General features: G+C 70.9%; 22 protein-coding genes. 14 read left to right on the top strand and 8 right to left on the bottom strand.

Features of this window, described 5'->3' with window-relative positions:
* Positions 1 to 153 precede the first annotated feature (153 nt).
* Complete coding sequence (locus tag ACIRRS_RS34125) at positions 154 to 843, bottom strand: alpha/beta fold hydrolase (protein ID WP_402979417.1); 690 nt, start codon at positions 841 to 843, stop codon at positions 154 to 156.
* Positions 844 to 948: 105 nt separating this feature from the next.
* Between ACIRRS_RS34125 and ACIRRS_RS34130 the strand changes: the two genes are divergently transcribed.
* From ACIRRS_RS34130 to ACIRRS_RS34140, 3 genes are read left to right on the top strand one after another with little or no spacing between them, the layout of a single operon-like run.
* Positions 949 to 1,386 carry a hypothetical protein gene (locus ACIRRS_RS34130; RefSeq protein ID WP_402979420.1) on the top strand — a complete coding sequence of 146 codons (438 nt, stop codon included), beginning with the start codon at positions 949 to 951 and terminating at the stop codon, positions 1,384 to 1,386.
* Entirely contained in the window at positions 1,383 to 1,841 is a 459-nt protein-coding gene (locus ACIRRS_RS34135; protein ID WP_402979423.1) for an EVE domain-containing protein, read from the top strand. Before ACIRRS_RS34130 ends, ACIRRS_RS34135 begins: the two co-directional genes overlap by 4 nt.
* The gene (locus ACIRRS_RS34140) at positions 1,838 to 2,323 is read left to right on the top strand and encodes a MarR family winged helix-turn-helix transcriptional regulator (RefSeq protein ID WP_402979426.1); all 486 of its coding nucleotides are present in this window, start codon (positions 1,838 to 1,840) and stop codon (positions 2,321 to 2,323) included. Before ACIRRS_RS34135 ends, ACIRRS_RS34140 begins: the two co-directional genes overlap by 4 nt.
* Before the next feature lie 345 nt (positions 2,324 to 2,668).
* Here ACIRRS_RS34140 and ACIRRS_RS34145 read toward each other — a convergent pair whose 3' ends face one another.
* From ACIRRS_RS34145 to ACIRRS_RS34155, 3 genes are all read right to left on the bottom strand, one after another.
* Positions 2,669 to 2,869: a DUF397 domain-containing protein gene (locus ACIRRS_RS34145; protein ID WP_402979429.1), complete on the bottom strand. Its 201-nt coding sequence runs from the start codon at positions 2,867 to 2,869 to the stop codon at positions 2,669 to 2,671.
* Between the two features lie 70 nt (positions 2,870 to 2,939).
* Positions 2,940 to 3,125, bottom strand: a complete 186-nt coding sequence (locus ACIRRS_RS34150) for a DUF397 domain-containing protein (RefSeq protein ID WP_402979432.1) — start codon at positions 3,123 to 3,125, stop codon at positions 2,940 to 2,942.
* Between the two features lies 1 nt (position 3,126).
* Entirely contained in the window at positions 3,127 to 3,993 is an 867-nt protein-coding gene (locus ACIRRS_RS34155) for a helix-turn-helix domain-containing protein (RefSeq protein ID WP_402979435.1), read from the bottom strand.
* A gap of 239 nt (positions 3,994 to 4,232) precedes the next feature.
* Here ACIRRS_RS34155 and ACIRRS_RS34160 point away from each other — a divergent pair, with 239 nt between their 5' ends.
* From ACIRRS_RS34160 to ACIRRS_RS34170, 3 genes are read left to right on the top strand one after another with little or no spacing between them, the layout of a single operon-like run.
* Positions 4,233 to 4,598, top strand: coding sequence for an ATP-binding protein (locus ACIRRS_RS34160; RefSeq protein WP_402979438.1), 366 nt, complete (start codon positions 4,233 to 4,235; stop codon positions 4,596 to 4,598).
* Positions 4,595 to 4,849 (top strand): hypothetical protein, encoded by a 255-nt coding sequence (locus tag ACIRRS_RS34165; protein ID WP_402979441.1) that lies wholly within the window; start codon positions 4,595 to 4,597, stop codon positions 4,847 to 4,849. Before ACIRRS_RS34160 ends, ACIRRS_RS34165 begins: the two co-directional genes overlap by 4 nt.
* Complete coding sequence (locus tag ACIRRS_RS34170) at positions 4,846 to 4,968, top strand: hypothetical protein (protein ID WP_402979444.1); 123 nt, start codon at positions 4,846 to 4,848, stop codon at positions 4,966 to 4,968. Before ACIRRS_RS34165 ends, ACIRRS_RS34170 begins: the two co-directional genes overlap by 4 nt.
* A gap of 71 nt (positions 4,969 to 5,039) precedes the next feature.
* Here the strand turns inward: ACIRRS_RS34170 and ACIRRS_RS34175 are convergent, their stop codons facing one another.
* A complete protein-coding gene (locus ACIRRS_RS34175; protein WP_402979447.1) occupies positions 5,040 to 5,708 on the bottom strand; it encodes a DUF4097 family beta strand repeat-containing protein in 669 nt (222 codons plus the stop codon).
* A 249-nt stretch (positions 5,709 to 5,957) separates the two neighbouring features.
* Between ACIRRS_RS34175 and ACIRRS_RS34180 the strand changes: the two genes are divergently transcribed.
* Positions 5,958 to 6,716, top strand: a complete 759-nt coding sequence (locus ACIRRS_RS34180; RefSeq protein WP_402979450.1) for a helix-turn-helix domain-containing protein — start codon at positions 5,958 to 5,960, stop codon at positions 6,714 to 6,716.
* Between the two features lie 66 nt (positions 6,717 to 6,782).
* Here ACIRRS_RS34180 and hisC read toward each other — a convergent pair whose 3' ends face one another.
* Positions 6,783 to 7,868: a histidinol-phosphate transaminase gene (gene hisC / locus ACIRRS_RS34185; RefSeq protein WP_402979453.1), complete on the bottom strand. Its 1,086-nt coding sequence runs from the start codon at positions 7,866 to 7,868 to the stop codon at positions 6,783 to 6,785.
* A 355-nt stretch (positions 7,869 to 8,223) separates the two neighbouring features.
* Between hisC and ACIRRS_RS34190 the strand changes: the two genes are divergently transcribed.
* The 3 genes from ACIRRS_RS34190 to ACIRRS_RS34200 all read left to right on the top strand — a co-directional run bounded on the left by ACIRRS_RS34190 (position 8,224) and on the right by ACIRRS_RS34200 (position 11,771).
* Complete coding sequence (locus ACIRRS_RS34190) at positions 8,224 to 9,381, top strand: LacI family DNA-binding transcriptional regulator (protein ID WP_402979456.1); 1,158 nt, start codon at positions 8,224 to 8,226, stop codon at positions 9,379 to 9,381.
* Between the two features lie 114 nt (positions 9,382 to 9,495).
* Positions 9,496 to 10,815 carry a metallophosphoesterase gene (locus ACIRRS_RS34195; RefSeq protein WP_402979459.1) on the top strand — a complete coding sequence of 440 codons (1,320 nt, stop codon included), beginning with the start codon at positions 9,496 to 9,498 and terminating at the stop codon, positions 10,813 to 10,815.
* Between the two features lie 224 nt (positions 10,816 to 11,039).
* Positions 11,040 to 11,771, top strand: a complete 732-nt coding sequence (locus ACIRRS_RS34200; RefSeq protein ID WP_402979462.1) for a hypothetical protein — start codon at positions 11,040 to 11,042, stop codon at positions 11,769 to 11,771.
* Between the two features lie 16 nt (positions 11,772 to 11,787).
* On the opposite strand, the gene ACIRRS_RS34205 is transcribed toward ACIRRS_RS34200, so the two are convergent.
* Entirely contained in the window at positions 11,788 to 12,393 is a 606-nt protein-coding gene (locus ACIRRS_RS34205) for an NADPH-dependent FMN reductase (protein WP_402979465.1), read from the bottom strand.
* Between the two features lie 102 nt (positions 12,394 to 12,495).
* On the opposite strand from ACIRRS_RS34205, the gene ACIRRS_RS34210 reads away from it, so the two are divergent.
* From ACIRRS_RS34210 to ACIRRS_RS34225, 4 genes are all read left to right on the top strand, one after another.
* Positions 12,496 to 13,332: a helix-turn-helix domain-containing protein gene (locus ACIRRS_RS34210; RefSeq protein WP_402979468.1), complete on the top strand. Its 837-nt coding sequence runs from the start codon at positions 12,496 to 12,498 to the stop codon at positions 13,330 to 13,332.
* A 170-nt stretch (positions 13,333 to 13,502) separates the two neighbouring features.
* Positions 13,503 to 14,822 (top strand): hypothetical protein, encoded by a 1,320-nt coding sequence (locus tag ACIRRS_RS34215; RefSeq protein ID WP_402979470.1) that lies wholly within the window; start codon positions 13,503 to 13,505, stop codon positions 14,820 to 14,822.
* Between the two features lie 176 nt (positions 14,823 to 14,998).
* A complete protein-coding gene (locus ACIRRS_RS34220) occupies positions 14,999 to 15,979 on the top strand; it encodes a hypothetical protein (protein ID WP_402979472.1) in 981 nt (326 codons plus the stop codon).
* A 133-nt stretch (positions 15,980 to 16,112) separates the two neighbouring features.
* Positions 16,113 to 16,571 (top strand): nuclear transport factor 2 family protein, encoded by a 459-nt coding sequence (locus ACIRRS_RS34225; RefSeq protein ID WP_402979474.1) that lies wholly within the window; start codon positions 16,113 to 16,115, stop codon positions 16,569 to 16,571.
* On the opposite strand, the gene ACIRRS_RS34230 is transcribed toward ACIRRS_RS34225, so the two are convergent.
* A complete protein-coding gene (locus tag ACIRRS_RS34230; RefSeq protein WP_402979476.1) occupies positions 16,537 to 17,082 on the bottom strand; it encodes a Uma2 family endonuclease in 546 nt (181 codons plus the stop codon). The two genes, ACIRRS_RS34225 and ACIRRS_RS34230, sit on opposite strands and share 35 nt — an antisense overlap.
* Between the last annotated feature and the right edge of the window lies 1 nt (position 17,083).

A 17,083-nucleotide genomic window follows, 5' to 3' on the forward strand; every position in this document is an offset into this window, starting at 1 on the left:
GGGTGAAGGTGACCGGCGCCGCTCCTGTCGAGCGGAAGCACCCCCCGGCTTCGCCGGTCCTGCTCTCCGTCCGCCTTCACCCTGATAGACGTGCATCCCCCCGGGGGGTTGCAGGTGAGTTCAAAACTTTTTTCGCCCGTACGAAACCCCAGGTCAGAGCGCCGCCCGGTACGCCTCCAGCCGCTCCGCCAGCTCCTGCGGGTGCCCGAGCATCGGGCAGTGGTCGCCCGGCATCCCGTCCGGCTCGATGCCGAGCCGCTCGACGACGACCCGGCGCATGAAGGCCGTCGGGAAGAACCGGTCGTCGGAGGAGAGCAGGGCCCGCGTCGGGACCTTCGGCCAGGCGGCCAGCGGCCAGGGCTTCGCGAAGGGCGTGGCCGACTGGGTGCGCTGGTGCCCAGCGACGAACTCGGCGGCCAACTCCGCCGGGGTGTCGTGGAGGACGAGGGTGAGCACATCCTCGTCCGTGCCCTCCGCGATGCCCCGCGCCCGGTCGGCCTCCTGCCGCGCCGGCCCGTAGCCGGTGTTGCCCCACCACTCGCCCGCCGACTCGCCCGGTGCGGGCACCTGCGCCTGGAGCATCACCAGCAGGTCCACGGGCAGGCGGTCGCACACGAGGGGGGCGGTGAACCCGCCGAAGGAGTGGGCGACGACGACGAGGCCGGTCCGGTCGCCGATGGCCTCCACCACCGCGTCCGCGTACTCGGCGAACCCGGCGGATTCGTCCTCACAGGGGAGGTCCGGTGCGACCACCTCGTGGCCCCCGGCGCGCAGTTCGGCGGCGAGCGGCCCCCAGTACCAGGAGTCGACGGCGGCGGCGTGGATCAGTACGTACGTGGCCATGGACGGACGCTCCCGGGGATCGGACTCTCCCTAACACCGTCAGCCTAGGGGCGGGCACCGACGCGATCCTTGACCTCAAAACACTAAGCGCGCATACTTCTTTCCATGACGACTCTCGGGAACGCCCGCATCATCTCCACCGCCGCCCCCGCCGCCTTCTTCACCCGCTGGGCCGACACCGCCACCTGGCCGCAGTGGAGCCAGGACACCGAATGGGTGCGCCTCGACGGGGAGTTCGCGGAGGGCACCACCGGCACGCTCAAGCCCAAGGGCGGGCCGAAGACCCGGTTCGTCGTCACCGTGCTCACCGACCGCGAGTTCACCGACGTCTCGCACCTGCCCGGCGCGAAGCTCACCTTCCGCCACCTCGTGGAGGTCACCGAGGCTGGCGGGACCGTCGTCGAGGTCACCGCCTCGCTGGCCGGGCCGATGGCCTGGCTGTGGAAGCGGATCCTCGGCAAGGACATCGCCAGGACCGTCCCCGCCGACCTGGCCGGCCTCAAGGCCACCGCCGAGGCAGCTGTCATGGAGGTGGCCAAGTGACGGGGTACTGGCTCGGCGTCGTCTGCCGCGACCACGTCCGCCGCGGCACCGCGCTGGGCATCGCCCAACTCGGCCACGGCAAGCACGCCCCGCTGGCCCGCCTCGGCCCCGGAGACCACCTGATCTACTACTCCCCCCGCACCAGCCTCCACAACGGCGAACCCCTCCAGGCGTTCACCGCCCTCGGCGAAATCGCGGACGGCACGATCTGGCAGGCCGACGAGGGCTGCTTCAAGCCCTGGCGGCGGCGCGTGCACTACCGGGACACCGTCGACGTCCCGCTCGCGGACCTCCGGGAGCGCCTCGATCTGACCGCCGGGGCGCACTGGGGATATCAGCTGCGCCGTGGTCTGATCGAGCTCAGCGAGGGAGACTTCACCCTCATCGAAGCAGCGATGAACGGCGGGGCGGTGACGACCGCGACCGCACCACAGGAAGGACTGTTCAGCCTATGAGCGAACGGGAATTGGCCTCATCCTTCGACGACGCCGACGAGAGCCCCGGATTGCTTCTCTGGCAGATCACCAACCGCTGGCAGGCCGCCCAGCGCGCGGCCCTCAAGCCGTACGGACTCACCCACGTGCAGTTCGTCCTGTTGGCCGCCCTCACCTGGCTCGGCACCGAAGGTCCCATCACCCAGAAGCAGTTGGCCGACCACGCGGCCACTGACCCGATGATGACCTCCCAGGTCCTGCGCGCCCTGGAGGCCGCCGGCCTCGTCGAGCGGCTTCCCCATCCCACGGACAAGCGCGCCCGCGCCCTCCAAGTCACCGCCAGTGGAAGGGACATCGCGAACCGCACCGTTCGTGTGGTGGAGGAGACCGATCACCGGTTCTTCGAGCCGCTGGGAGACCTCGCCACCCCGTTCACGCGCTCCCTCCAGCGCCTGAAAGCAGGCGCCAAGGGCCAACCCCGGCACGCCACGACGGCACCGTGAACCCTATCGGCGGTCACTGACGAGACATTTCACCGGTGGCCCCTTGCGAAACGCAAGGGGCCACCGGAACAACGAGCCGAGCCCGTGTTCCCGTTCAGCGGCAGGTGGTTGGGGGTTCCTGTTCTCAACGCGTCGGGGGGGGGCGGCGGGGGGGGCGCGGGGGGGGGCGGGCCCCCCCCCCCCGCCCGGGGGGGGGGGGGGGGGGGCCCCCCCCCCCCCGGCGGGCCCCCCCCCCCCCCCGCCCCCCGGGGGGTGGCCGGTGGGGGGGGGGGGGGGGGGGGGTGGGGTCCCCCCCCGGGGGGGGCGCCCCCGGGGGGGGCGCGGGGGCCCCCCCGGCGCAAAGCGCTAGACGCTGGTCGTGAGGTGGTCGAACTCCCCGGTCTTGGTGCTGTCGAGGAGCAGGCTGAAGGTCATGGGCGTCATGCGGACGATGACATCGCTCTCATCCGACTCGCGCAGCTCAATCAGCCCATCGGCAGCGCGCGCCTCAACACAGTTGTCACTAGAAGCCGAGTAGGTGGACTTCTGCCACGACGAACTAGCCACTACGTCCCGCCTTCTCTTCCGTGATCGACCTCAGGAAATTTCGTGGCTTCAGAGAGCAGCACTGAGTCCTTCATCCCACGAGGTGGTCGAACTCTCCGACCTTGACCCTCTGCAGGAGCGACGCAAACCCGAGAGACGTGGTCCGGAGGATGACTTCACCCTCATCCGACTCCCGAAGATCAATCAATGTGCCAACAGCACGAACCTCAACGCAGTCGTCGCTGTTGCCAGAGAAACTGGATTTCTGCCATTCCATACTAAGCCGGTTCACTTTTCACTTCCTCGTTAACAGATCGGATGAACTCCCGACTCTCGCTCTCCGACAGCGCGAAGGAGTCCATCTGCGCCAGAATCAATCGAAACCTCGCGACATGCGCTGGTGCATCGATGAGCTTGCTTCCGAATCCCGTGTCCGTCTGGACGGTGTCCAGATCGGGGATGGAGCCCTCGGCGTACGCAAAAGTGGCAATGGGACTCGGCAGGGAGTCCACATCGAACGGGATGACCCGAATCGAGATGTTGGGGAGATCGGAGTCATCGATGAGGGACTCCAACTGCTCCGAACACACCCTGCGCCCGCTGAACCGCATGCGCAGAGCCGCCTCGTGGATGAACGCTGCGAACGGCGTCTTCCTGACCCGGATGATCTCCTGACGGCGAAGCCTGAACTCCGCTCGAAGTTCCAACTCATGCTGCGGCAGAGGCAGGTATGCCATCGAGAAGATCGAGGAGGAGTATGAGCGGGTCTGAAGCAGACCCGGAATGAACGTCGCCGAGTACATGGAGATCGCGCGAGCGTGCTCCTCGAACTCGGCAATCTCACGGAAGTCATCTGCGAGCGCCCCTCGGTAGTCCTCCCACCAGCCGCCGCTCTCCCGGCTGGTGATGATCTCCGCCAGCGCCTCGATCAACGGCTCGTTGACGCACATGCACAACGCCGCGATCGTCCGCAGGCGCTCGACGCTGATGCCCGTTCTCCCGCTCTCCATCTGCGTCACATGCGCGGGGTTGATCCCCAGCGCACGGGCGAGTTGGCTGCCGCCGAGCCCCGCCTGCTCCCGCATCCGACGCAACTCGGCACCCAAGCGCAGCTGACGGAGACTCGGGTTCGGTCGAAGGGCCATGGGACCAGTCTGCCGCACGGACACGACCACGATCGAGGGAACTTCTCGCGCATCGCCACAAATCTGTGGCGATGCGCGCTATCGTCGTTCCCAGCTCGATCCGATTGATCGTCAGAAGTGCTTGTTCACAGGGCAGTAGGTGCCGACTGCCCCCACGCCGAAGAGCAGCCGCCCCGGCCTGGCTCACGGCGCCCTCTCCCCCATCCCCCTCTCCACGTCACTTCCTCCCGGAGGTTTCCGTGCGCACCACCAACCACCACCCCAACATCGACATCGCCCGCAACGCCCTCCGCTACGGCCTGATGCGAGCCCGCTGGGACCACGAAGTCATCTTCGACGCCGAGCTCGCCTTCGCCGAGCTCCTCACCAACGCCTGGCGGCACGCCGGCACCACCTCGCCCCTCATCTTCGTCACCCTCCTCGGCGGCACCCTCCGCGTCGCCGTCTCCGACGAGTCCGACGCCCTCCCCAACCACCGCACCCCCGCCGACTTCGCCGAGTCCGGCCGTGGCCTCCTGCTCGTCGACCAGCTCACCCACCGCTGGGGCATCGACCCGCTCCGCCACGGCAAAACCGTCTGGTACGAGCTGGACTCCGCCGCGTGACCCGCCGCGAACCCCTCGCCCCCACCGACCCCCGCCTGCGCGCCTACACCGAGCCGCAGATCACCACCCTCCTCGGCGAACTCCACCGGCGCGGACACCAGTTCGGCATCCTCTGGGGCTCCGCCGCCGTCAAGGAGAAGACCCTCGACGGCCACCTCCTCATCGACTTCGGCAACGCCTCCGTGAGCACCCTGATCAACCTCCTCCACCTCCTCCGCGAAACCGAGCGCAACGAGGCCTGGACCCCGTGAAGTTCTTCGTCGGCGCGATCCTCGTCGCGCTCCTCTTCCTCGCGATCGCCACCGTCACCCTCGGCGTCATCGCGACCCTCAACCTCCAGCACCTCCACGACCGGGACGAACGCCCCTGAACCTGAACACCCACAACCCGAAGGCCCTCGCCCGAGAACGGGCGAGGGCCTCGTGGGCACCCGGGCAGGCCTCACAGGCTGCGGGCCGTGATGTCCCCGTACGAGGTGGTGGCGCGGATGCTCAACTCGGCGTCCGCACCCGCCGCGTTGGCGAGCGTGTTCAGCACCCGCCCGTACGCCGTACCGGCGTCCAGCGTCGCCGACGCGCCCCGGGCGGCGGCGACGGAGATGCCGCCGTGCTCGGTGCGCAGCACGAGGGCGCCGCGCACGGCCTCGGTGACGAGCAGGTCGCCCTTCTGCGTGGCGATCTCGGCGTCCCCGGTCAGGCGCCCGATCGTGACGTCGCCCAGCTGCAGCGTGATCCGCGCGCCCGCCGCCTCGTCGAGCTTCACGACCGCCTGCGCGCCCTCGAAGCGGACGTCCCCGAGGCGCCCGACCCCGCGCAGCTCGCCGGCCGCGACCTTGCCCTCGACCCGCGAGCCCGCCGGGAGCTGGACGACGACCTCGACGGTGCCGCTCGGGCCGAGGATCTGCTTCTGGTCGGGGGCGTCGATCCGCAGGACGCCGCCCTCGAAGGACACCCGGGTCTGCTCCGCCGCCTTCACGTCGCGGCTCTTCGAGGAGTCGGCGGGCAGGACCTCGACCGTGGTCTCCGCCCGGTCCGAGGCGATGAACCGGAGGCTGCCGGCCGGGACGTCGACGAGGGCGGTGACCGGGGCGGTGGTGTCGAACTTCTGCATGGTGTGCTCCTTCTCGGCGGCGGCGGGCCCGTTGCCCGTCCGGCGTTTCCAACAAGGGAAAAGCTACGTTGCGTTCGCAGATCAGGCAACAGCTTCGTTGCCATCAAACCCAATAACAGCAGCTCAGAGCAGCAAAATCGTTGCATCAAGCCTAAAACTAATGCAACGTCACCCCACCCTCTCGTTGCAATGAACCCCACCTGAACGCTACCCTGGCCCCACACCAACCACCGAGGAGCGGAGCCCGCGATGCCCGGAGGCAGACTCACCCAGCAGGAACGCCAGCAGATCGCGCTGGGACTGGCCGACGGCCTCGCCTACGCCGAGATCGCCCGGCGCCTGGAACGCCCGACCTCCACGGTCACCCGCGAGGTGATGCGCAACGGCGGCCCGACCGCCTACCGCGCCGACCTCGCCCACCGGGCCACCGAACGCCGCGCCCACCGCGGCAGGTCCGCCACCGCCCCCAAGGCCGACCAGGTCCCCCGCCGGGCCGTCCACGGCCGCGACCCTGAGGCGGTGCTCGCGTACGAGGAAACGCTCACCACCGTCCTCATGGCGTCCGGCATGCCCCGGATGATGGCCCGGGTCCTGGCCCTGCTCTTCACCGGCGACGAGAACGGCCTCACCGCCGCCGAACTCGTCCAGCGCCTCCAGGTCAGCCCGGCGACGGTCTCCAAGGCGATCGCCTACCTGGAGGCCCAGACCCTCGTGCGCCGGGAGCGCGGCGAGGGCCGCCGCGAGCGCTACGTCGTCGATGACGACGTCTGGTACCAGTCGATGATCGACAGCGCCAAGGGCACCGCCCACCTCGCCGAGACCGCCCGCCAGGGCGTCGGCGTGCTCGGCTCCGGGACCCCGGCCGCCGTCCGCATGGAGAACATCGCGCGCTTCCTCGACTACGTCTCCGAGGGCATCACCCGCGCCGCCGACCAGGCCCGCGCGATCCTCCACAGCAAGCCCGAACACAGCAGGCCCGAACACAACGAGCCCGAGCCCCGCGACTGAAGAAACGAAGCCGGCCCCGGGAAACCCCGGGGCCGGCCACGATCAGTAGCGGGAGCGGCAACAACCTCAGCCGCTGATCTCCTTGCGGAACGCCTCCGCCACCGCCAGGAAGATCGAGTTGCCCTCGGCCTCGCCGATCGACACCCGCACGCCCTCCGGGAACGGCCGCACGATCACCCCGGCCTCGGCGCAGCGCGCCGCGAAGTCCACCGAGTGCTCGCCGAGCCACAGCCAGACGAAGTTCGCCTGCGAGTCCGGGATCTCCCAGCCCTGGGCGCGCAGCCCGGCGACGACCCGGGCGCGCTCCTCGACCAGCGCCTCCACCCGCACCTGCAGCGCCTCCTCCGCGCGCAGCGAGGCGACGGCGGCGTCCTGAGCGAGCTGGCTGACGCCGAAGGGGACGGCGGTCTTGCGCAGCGCGTTCGCGACCGGCTCGTGCCCGATGGCGAAGCCGACCCGCAGGCCCGCCAGGCCGTACGCCTTGGAGAAGGTGCGCAGCACGCACACGTTGGGGCGCGAGCGGTACAGGTCGATGCCGTTGGGCACCTCGGCGTCCCGGATGAACTCGATGTAGGCCTCGTCGACGACGACCAGGACGTCGCTCGGGACGGCGTCGATGAACCGCTCCAGCTCGGCCCGGTGGATCACGTTGCCGGTGGGGTTGTTGGGGTTGCAGACGAAGACCAGCCGGGTGTTCGGCGTGATCGCCGCGAGCATCGCGTCGAGGTCGTGGTCGCCGCCCTCGGTGAGCGGCACGGGGACGGGCGTCGCGCCGGCGATCTGGGTGATGATCGGGTACGCCTCGAACGAGCGCCAGGCGAAGACGACTTCGTCCCCCGGGCCGGCCGTCGCGAGGATCAGCGACTGGGCGACGCCGACGGAGCCGGTGCCGAGGGCGATGTGCTCGACGGGCACGTCGAAGCGCTCGGCGAGGACGGAGGTCAGCTCGCTGACGCCCATGTCCGGGTAGCGGTTGAACGAGCCGGCCGCCGCGATCGCCGCCTCCAGGACGCCGGGCAGCGGGTTGTTGGGGTTCTCGTTCGAGGAGAGCTTGTAGGCGTCGGCACCGGCGGGCTTGCCGGGCTTGTAGGTGGGGATGCCGTCCAGGCTCGGGCGCAGGCGCGGGCCCTGGGCCGAGGTACCACTGCTCACGGTCGTACTCCTTCGTGTGTCTGCCGGTCCGCCCGCCCTCGCACGGTCGGGATCGCCGCCGTGCTCCAGGACCTGGGTTCGCCCCTGGGATCTCGGAACGCGCCCGGACCACCCCGGTCGGGTGCCCTGCACGATACCGACAGCGCTCACCCGTAGGAGTGAGATGCCCGGTCGGGTCAGAGGTGCAGATCAGCCATTCTGCCCGCTTCCTTCGGCACATGTCAGAGGTAAGAGCCCCGGTTTGAGAAGGGGATCGAAGGGGCGCACCCCGGCTCACTCTTGGAGAAACGTATCTCCACAAGCTCCCGGTGCGCCGGTCACAGACCCTTGTCAGGAGCCATACGATCGGTCCGCCATGACAGCAGCAGCCAACCAGAGCGGTCGGCGTCCCACCACCTCAAGGCGTCTGGAGCGGGCCGGCATCCGGGATGTGGCAGCAGCCGCCGGAGTGTCGATCACCACCGTCTCCGACGCGCTGAACGGCAAGGGCCGCCTGCCCGACGAGACCCGAAGCCGGGTGCGCGAAGTCGCCGAGCGCCTCGGCTACCGCCCCTCGGCGGCCGCCCGCACCCTCCGCACCGGGCGGTCCGGACTGATCGGCCTGACCGTCACGACCTACGGCGAAGAGCCGTTCACCTTCACCGAGTTCGCGTACTTCGCCGAGATGGCCAGGGCCGCGACCAGCGCCGCCCTGAGCCGCGGGTACGCGCTGGTGGTGCTGCCCGCCTCCTCGCGGCACGACGTCTGGGGCAACATCGCCCTGGACGGGACGGTCGTGATCGACCCGCCCGACCAGGACCCCCTGGTCAGCGAGCTGTACCGCTCCGGCGTGCCGGTGGTCAGCGACGGCAAGCCGGGCAACTGCCCGGTCACCGCCTGGGTCGACAACGACCACGAGGCCGCCGTGCTCGGCATCCTCGACCACCTCTCCGAGGCCGGCGCCCGCCGGATCGGCCTGCTCACGGGCACCAGCACCGACACCTACACCCGCCTCTCCACCGAGGCGTACCTCGGCTGGTGCGCCAAGGTCGGCCAGGAGCCGGTCTACGAGGCCTACCCGGCGCACGACCCGGCCGCCGGCGCCGTCGCCGCCGACCGGCTGCTCGCCCGTCCCGACCGCCCCGACGCCGTCTACGGCCTGTTCGACCCCAACGGCACCGACCTGCTCGCCGCCGCGCGCCGCTACGGCCTGCGGGTGCCGGACGACCTGCTGCTGGTCTGCTGCAGCGAGAGCGACGTGTACGCCGCCACCGAGCCGCCGATCACCACCCTCTCCCTCAAGCCGCGCCGCATCGGAACCACCGTGGTCAACCTGCTCATCGACGCCATCGAGGGAGTGGACTCGGGCACCGGCGTCGACATCGCCCGCCTCTTCCCGCCCCGCTTCCGCACCGCCGGAACCGGCCCGCCGCCGGGCACCCTGATGCCGACCGAGCTCATCGTCCGCGCGTCCTCCCAGCGCCGGAGCCCGCGCACCACCGTCAGCCCTCCCCGACCCCCGGGCGAGGTCTAGACCATACCGAGTCGGGACAAAACGGACCTTGCGGGACGGCCCGGCTGACGCTCCGGAGGATTGGATACCCACCAGGTGACGACGCCGGGAGAGTGGTCTTCCTATGATGGGCGAATGACACCCGAGGACCGCTTCCCCGGGCCTGAACACCCCGAGTCAGGCCCCCGCCACCAGCCGGACCTCGACGTGCTGCCGTACGGCACCTACTACGAGCCGGAACCCGTACCGGGCCACCCCGGCTCCACCTACGACGCGTACGACGCCGAGACCTACAGCGGCTACGGCGGGGCGCGGTACCTCGAACAGCACTGGGCCGGAGACGGCCACGGACACACCGTCCACGCCCAGTCCCACGCCGTGGCCTTCTCCCACGACGGCCACCAGAACCACCACGACGCCCCGGGCTACGACGACCCGCAGGCCTACGACGACCAGCAGGTCCGCCACGACCAGCAGGGGTACGAGGGCGGCTACGAGCAGACCCTGCCCGACCAGCCCTCCCCCGCCCTCGGGCTCCCGGCCGACCTCCCCGACCGCGACGACCCGCCCACCATCGAGCTCGGCCCCCCGCTGCCCGACCCCTCCGCGCCGACCTACCCGTACCCGGCCCCCGGCCCCGACGAGCCCCCGGGCCCGGTCTACGTCGTCGGCGACGTGCACGGCTACCTCGAGGAGCTGCGCGCCGAACTGCACCGCCAGGGCCTCATCGACGCCGACGGCCACTGGTCCGCCGGCCGCGCCCGGATCTGGTTCCTCGGCGACTTCACCGACCGCGGCCCGGACGGCATCGGCGTCATCGACCTCGTCATGCAGCTCGCCGCCGAGGCCGCCGCCGCCGGAGGCTACTGCCGCGCCCTGATGGGCAATCACGAACTGCTCTTCCTCGGCGCCTACCGCTACGGCGACGAGCCCGTGCAGTCCACCGCCGGCACCGCGTCCTTCCTCGCCGCCTGGCGGCTCAACGGCGGCCAGCAGAACGACCTGGACCGCCTGGAGGCGCACCACATCAGCTGGCTCTCCCGGCTGCCCGCCGTCGCGCTGGAGGACGGCCACCTGCTGCTGCACTCCGACACCACCGCGTACCTGGAGTACGGCGAGTCCATCCCCGACGTCAACGACGCCGTGCACAGCCTGCTCGCCGACGGCAGCGTGGACGAGTGGTGGGACTGCTTCCGCCGCTTCACCAAGCGCTTCGCCTTCCGGGGCGAGGCCGGCCCGATGGCCGTCCACGAACTGCTCGACACCTACGGCGGCATCCGCATCGTGCACGGGCACAGCCCCATCCCGTACCTCACCGGCGCGGTGCACGCCGACGACGGCCAGCCCCCGCACATCCCCGGGCCGTACGTGTACGCCGACGACCTGGCCGTGGCCATGGACGGCGGCGTGACCATGGAGGGGCGGCTCCTCGTCGCCCGGCTTCCCATCAACTAGCGGGGCCCACCGAACAGTTGTTCCCGGCGCCCGGGCCGTCGCACGCGCGCGGCCCGGGGCGCGAAAATCCGGAAACCGACTGTCAGCACGGCGGGGCACGCCCCTACCATGAGGCACGTCACACCCGGCCGCCCGTCCGGTGGCCCGCCTCCGTGCCCGTCCCGGCCCCCCCGAGGGCCCCGCCCCTCGCTGCCGGCCGGGGTCTGCCCGAAAACGGGGTCCCCATGTCCAACCCCCCGCCCCTGCTCGCCGAGGACCGTCCCGAGTACGAACGCCTGCTCGGCGAAGCCCTGCGCGACCGCACCGTCCTCACCGCCCTGCGCGCCCCCGGCGCGCTCACCTCCGCCGAACTGCGCGTCCAGGCGCTGCGCGAGGCCGACCGCATAGCCGCGGCCGCCGCCGAGGAGTACGAGCACTACACCGCCCTGCGCGAGAGCCTGCGCAGCACGCCCCCGCCGCCCGCCGGCACCGAGCCCTTCGCCCCCGGGCTGCTCTCGCAGCTGCGCTCCACGGGCGGCGGCGGCGGGATCTTCCCGGTGCTCACCGTGCTCACCCCGATCCTCGCCTGGGCCGCGGCCCTCGCCCTGCTCCTGCTCGGGTACCTGGTGCGCGCCGCCGACCCGTCCGCCGCCCTCGGCGGCCCCCTGGTCACCGCCGGCTGGACGGCCCTGGCCGCCGGCGTCGCGGCGATGGCGGTGGGCATCATCGGGCTCGTCCTCACCGCCCTGCGGGACGGATCGGCGGCCACCCCGGACGGCACCGACCGGCAGCAGGCCGCCGAACTCGCCGACGCCCGAGGGCGATGGCGCACGGCGCTGCGCGAGCGCGGGCTGCTGCCCTACCTGTGCGCCGCCCTGCCCGCCGTCCCCGGCACGGGCCCGCGCGCCGACCGGCCGGGGTACGGCTCGCCGTCGTTCACGAGCCCGGACCACACCGGGCCCGACGAGGTCGGGTAGCAGCGCCGGCCGGGGCTCAGGCCGGGTACGGCGCCGCCGCCCGGGCGTTCTTCAACGCGCCCGCCCACCAGGACAGCTGGTCGAGCAGCACCTTGGCGTACCCGGCCGCGTTCGGGTCGTTCGGCCGGCCGTCCTCCCAGGCCGTGAAGTAGTTCGGGAAGGCCAGGCCGTCCCGGATCGTCACCGCGTGCAGCTCGGTCAGCACGTTCTCCAGGTGCAGCACCGCGTGCCGCCCGCCCGCCGCGCCGCCGTAGCTGACGAAGGCGACGGGCTTGGCCGTCCACTGCGTGAAGTGCCAGTCGATGGCGGCCTTGAGGGAGGCCGGGTAGCTGTGGTTGTACTCCGGGGTGACGATCAGGAACGCGTCCGCGCCGTCCAGCGCCCCGGTCAGCCGCGCCATCCCGGCCGGGCGCGGGTAGTCGTCCCCCGCGAACTTCGGCGAGGCGGCCGGCAGCGCCAACGGCAGCTCCACGTCCGCGAGATCGACCACCTCCACCTCGAACCCCCCGTGCTCGGCGGCCCGTTCGGCCACCCACGAGGACACCACCGGGCCGAAGCGCCCCTCCCGGACGCTCCCGACCAGGACCACCAGCTTGTGCGTACCGCTCTTCGTGTTCTCCATGGCCACCACCCTGCGCCCGGCCCCGGAGCCCAACCAGACCGTGCGCAGGCTGGCCCCCGCAGGGCCACGCTGCGTACCGCCCCCGCCCGTACGCTGATCGGCATGGGGACACCACTGGGGGACTTCGTCCGCGCCAAGCGCGACAGCATCCAGCCCGCGACGCTCGGCCTGCCCGACCACGGCCGCCGCCGCTCGCCCGGACTGCGCCGCTCCGACCTCGCCGTCCGCGCGGGCATCAGCGTCGAGTACCTGACCAGGCTGGAGCAGGGCCGCGACCGCAACCCCTCCACCGCCGTCGTCAACGCGCTCTGCGACGCCCTCAGCCTCGACCCCACCGAGCGCGAGCACGTCCGCTACCTCGCCAAGATCACCGGCGGCACCTGCCCCAGCCACGTCCGCCCGGCGCCGCCCAGCCGCGAGGTCCGCGCCGACGTCCGCGCGACCCTGCGGCTCCTCGAATCCGGCGTCGCCGCCGTCACCAACCGCCTCGGCGACGTCCTCGCCCACACCGACGGCTACGCCGCCGTCCTCGGCGCCGCCGGCCTCCTCGACCACCCGGCGCCCAACCTCACCCGCTACGTCTTCACCGACCCCCGCGCCCGCGACCTCTTCCCCGACTGGGACGAGGTCGCCGACGAGCAGGCCTTCGACCTCTGGCTCGGCCCCTCCGCCGAGAGCTCCGAATGGCTCAGCACCGAGCTCGCCCCCGTCGCCGGCCCCGAGTTCACCCGCCGCCTCGGCAACCACCTCGTCCCCGCCCGCGGCCCGCTGCGCCTGCGCCACCCCTCGGGCCCCGAGCTGCTCCTGCGGCGCGAAGTCCTCGACCTCTCCGCCGACTGCCAGCAGATCCTCGTCCTCCTCCCCGCCGACGAGGCCACCGCCGCCCACCTCGCCGAGCTGCTCCGCCCCGCGCCGCCCCGCCTGCGCGCCATCTCCTGAACGCCGCCCACCGAGCGCCGCCTCCTGAGCGCCGCTTCCCGAGCACCGCCTCCCGAGCTCCGTACGCGTCCCACCCCGGCGATCGAGATCGGCCCGAGATCGGGTTGAATGTGTCGCAGTCGTGGGGGCCAACGGAGGGTTGCGTCCCGACCTTCCAACGGAGACACCACATGACGCACACAACCCAGCGCCCCGCCGCGCCCGAACGGCCGCTGTCGCCCCTCGCGAAGCCCGCGGTGCGGCTGGCCCTGTTCGCCGGTGTCGGGATCGTCGCGCTGGGCGTCCGGGCCGCGATGCTGCACTGGAAGTCCCTGGACTACCAGCTGTTCCTGTCCCAGTGGTACGCGACCCTGGACCACGGCGGCTTCCACGCGCTCAAGGACCCGGGCTTCGCGGACTACAACGTCCCCTACCTGTACCTGCTGGCGGCGCTGACCCACCTGCCCATGTCCTCGCTCACCGGGATCAAGGCCGTCTCCATAGCGTTCGACCTGCTCATGGGCTTCTTCGTCTTCCGGACCGTCGCCCTGCGCTACCCCCGCCGGGACGCCTGGCAGCCGTTCGCCGCCACGCTGCTCGTCCTGCTGCTGCCCAGCGTCGTCTCCAACAGCGGCTGGTGGTCCCAGGCCGACTCGATCTACACCTCCTTCGTGGTCGGCGCCGTCTACTTCGTGCTGACCCGACGCCCCTGGTGGGCCTGCACGATGATCGGCTTCGCGCTCGCGTTCAAGCTGCAGACCGTCTTCGTCTTCCCGTTCCTGCTGGTCATGCTGCTCACCCGCCGCCTGCTGTGGCGCAGCCTCCTGGCCATCCCCGCGGTCTACCTGGTGCTGGACATCCCCGCGTTCATGATCGGCGCCGACCCGGTCAAGCTGCTGACCGTCTACACCCGCCAGGCCGACTCGTACCAGCAGCTGACGCTCAACGCCCCCTCGCTGTACCAGTTCATCAAGACGCCGCTCGACCCGCACCACGCCGAGACCGTCCGCAGCGCCGCGATCCTGGGCACCGGGGCCCTGGTGTGCGCCCTGATCGCGCTGGCCGTGTTCTCCCGCACCGGCCGCCGGGCGCTGCGCAGCGGCGCGGCGCACCCCACGCTCACCCAGAACCAGGTCGTGCTGACCGCCCTCGCCTCGGCGATCACCCTGCCGTTCCTGCTGCCGTCCATGCACGACCGGTACTTCTACATCGCGGACGTCCTCAGCGTCGTCGCCGCCTTCTACGTGCCGCGCCGGCTCTGGTTCGTCCCGGCCCTGGTCCAGGTCTCCTCGTTCTGCGCGTACCTCACGTTCCTGCGGATCAAGACCGTCGAGACGATGTGGGACTACCAGTGGTCCCCCCTCGTGTGGAAGCTGCTCTCCGCCTCCATGGGTGTCGCCGCACTGGTCGTTCTGGTGGTCACGGTCCTCGAATTCCGCCGGCGTCCCGAGGAACCCGTCTCCCTCTCCACCGTTCCCTCGCCCCGCGACTCGCATTTGACCGCCCACTGACCATCCGCACACCGAGTTCCCAACTGGCGTTTCCTGTAACTACGGTGGCCGATTTTGCGGTGGTGAGCCCAAGATCCACCCGTAAGAATCTTCACGCCGCAGCCACGAAGTCCACGACGTGGCGGACTTCGCACAGCAGTGCTGCCTTGGTTCTGATTCCCGAGGGGAAATCACCCATGTCCTCGCACACGTACACCCGTCGTTCCCGCGTTCTCGCCGCCGCCGCGGTGGTGGTCGCGACCGCTGCCACCGCCCTCACCCCGGTGGCCGCCTCCGCCGCGAGCGGCACCCAGCCGCTGGTGGCCAACCTGTCGACGAACGCCGGGCAGGCCGCTCTGACCCGCACCGGCAACGGTGCGGCGTTCACGCTGAGCGTCACCAACAACTCCGACTCGGCCCAGCCGTTCCACCCGTCCGTGAACGTGACGCCGGTCGGTGGCGCCAACCCCGTCGTTCCGAGCTGGATCGACTTCAACGCGACGCCGATCTCCGCCCCGGGGACGCAGATCATCCCCAGCTGGGACAGCAACAACAAGTTCTCCGGCACCATCGCGCCGACGGACGACTACTCCTTCCTGACCTTCTCGGTGCCGGCCCACACCACCTACAGCTGGGCCGTGTCCCTCCAGCTGAAGGCCGCCCTCCCGGCCGCCGACACCGCCGTGAAGGTGGAGCTGGCGAACAGCCAGAACGACAGCGTGAACAGCGCCGCGCTGACCCTGCCGGTCAACTCGCCCACCGGTGCCCTGTTCCAGAACTTCTCCAACCTCTGGGGCACCGCCTCCTACTCGACGCCGTTCACCACCGACGTCACGGTGACCAACAACGGCGCGGCCATCACCGCCCCGGTCAACCCCACCCTGTGGTGGGGCAACGGCGACGGCACCGGCGCGGCGCAGGCCAACCTCAAGCTGGACGTCCTCCAGGGCACCACCTGGACCACCGTCTCCGGCTCGAACAACACCTGGGCGCTCCCGGGTGCCGCCGGCCTCGGCCAGGGCCAGAGCAAGACCTACAAGATCCGCCTCTCCCTGACCGGCTTCCCGGCCGGCGCCGGCCCCTGGGCCGCGGGCACGCTGAGCCTGCGCCCGAGCACCGGCCAGTTCCCCGTCGACACCAGCATCACCTCCTCGCTGGCCGTCAACGGTCTCAACTAGCAGCACCCGAACGACCCGCACGAACGGTGCCCCGGACGGCCCCACTGTCCGGGGCACCGCCCGTTCCCGCCCCGGGGTGACCATGTCCGAAACCCGCCGGTTCCGGAGCCCGCCCGCGCCTAGCCTCACGCTCATGTCTCCACACAGCCGCGACATCGTTCAGAACGCCTGGAAGGCCTTCGCGAGCCACGATGCGGATCGGATCTCCGCGGTCTTCACCGAGGACGCCGAGTGGCTGGCGCCTCCGGGGAACGCGACGGCCCTCGCCCTGGACTGCCCCAGCCACATGATCGGCCGGCAGGCGATCGCCCGCTTCCTCGCCGAGGACTTCTCCCGCCTGTTCGCCCGGGACGTCGACGTCGCCTTCCGCGGCTTCCACGCCGACGGCGACCGCGTCGTCGTCGAGGAGACCATGACCGCGACGCTCGCCAACGGCAACCACTACGTCAACGACTACTGCCTCGTCTTCGAACTCCGCGACGGCCTCATCCACCGCGTCCGCGAGTACATGGACACCGCACGCGGCCACCGCATGGTCTTCGGCGTCGACGAAACCGTCAGTACGGGAGCAGAACCGTGGTGTCGAGGGTGAAGCCGAACGGCTCGGGGAGGTGGACGGCCTCCCCGAAATCGGCGTCCTCCCTGATCCGGTAGCGACCGGCCTCGGGCTCGCTGAAGAGCGTGACGGTCTTCTGCGCAGCATCCACCAACAGGTAGAGCGGGATCTGCATCAGCGGGTAGTCACGGAGCTTGCCGACCCAGTCGTTCTCCGGGTTCGACGGCGAGACGATCTCGACCGCGATGAGGGCCAGCTCGGCCGGAACCTTGTTCTCCGTGCTCGTCATGGCGTCTTCGGGAAGGTACGTGAGGTCCGGGTTCCGCAGCTTCGACACCTGAGGGGAGGCCAGGTCCATGTTTCCCGTGGAAAGGTATCCAGCCGGAGCATGCGCCTCGAACTGTCGGCGGACCACGGAGAGGTTCCGCTCGTGGATGGCCGAGGGCGACGCCTGCATGATGACGATGTCACCAGAGAACTCGATCTTGAAGTTCGCCGGGGCTGCCCTGCGGAACTCCTCGATCAAGGCGAGGTGCTCAGGGTGCATC

Source organism: Kitasatospora sp. NPDC101183 (genome assembly GCF_044767945.1).
Classification (GTDB): domain Bacteria; phylum Actinomycetota; class Actinomycetes; order Streptomycetales; family Streptomycetaceae; genus Kitasatospora.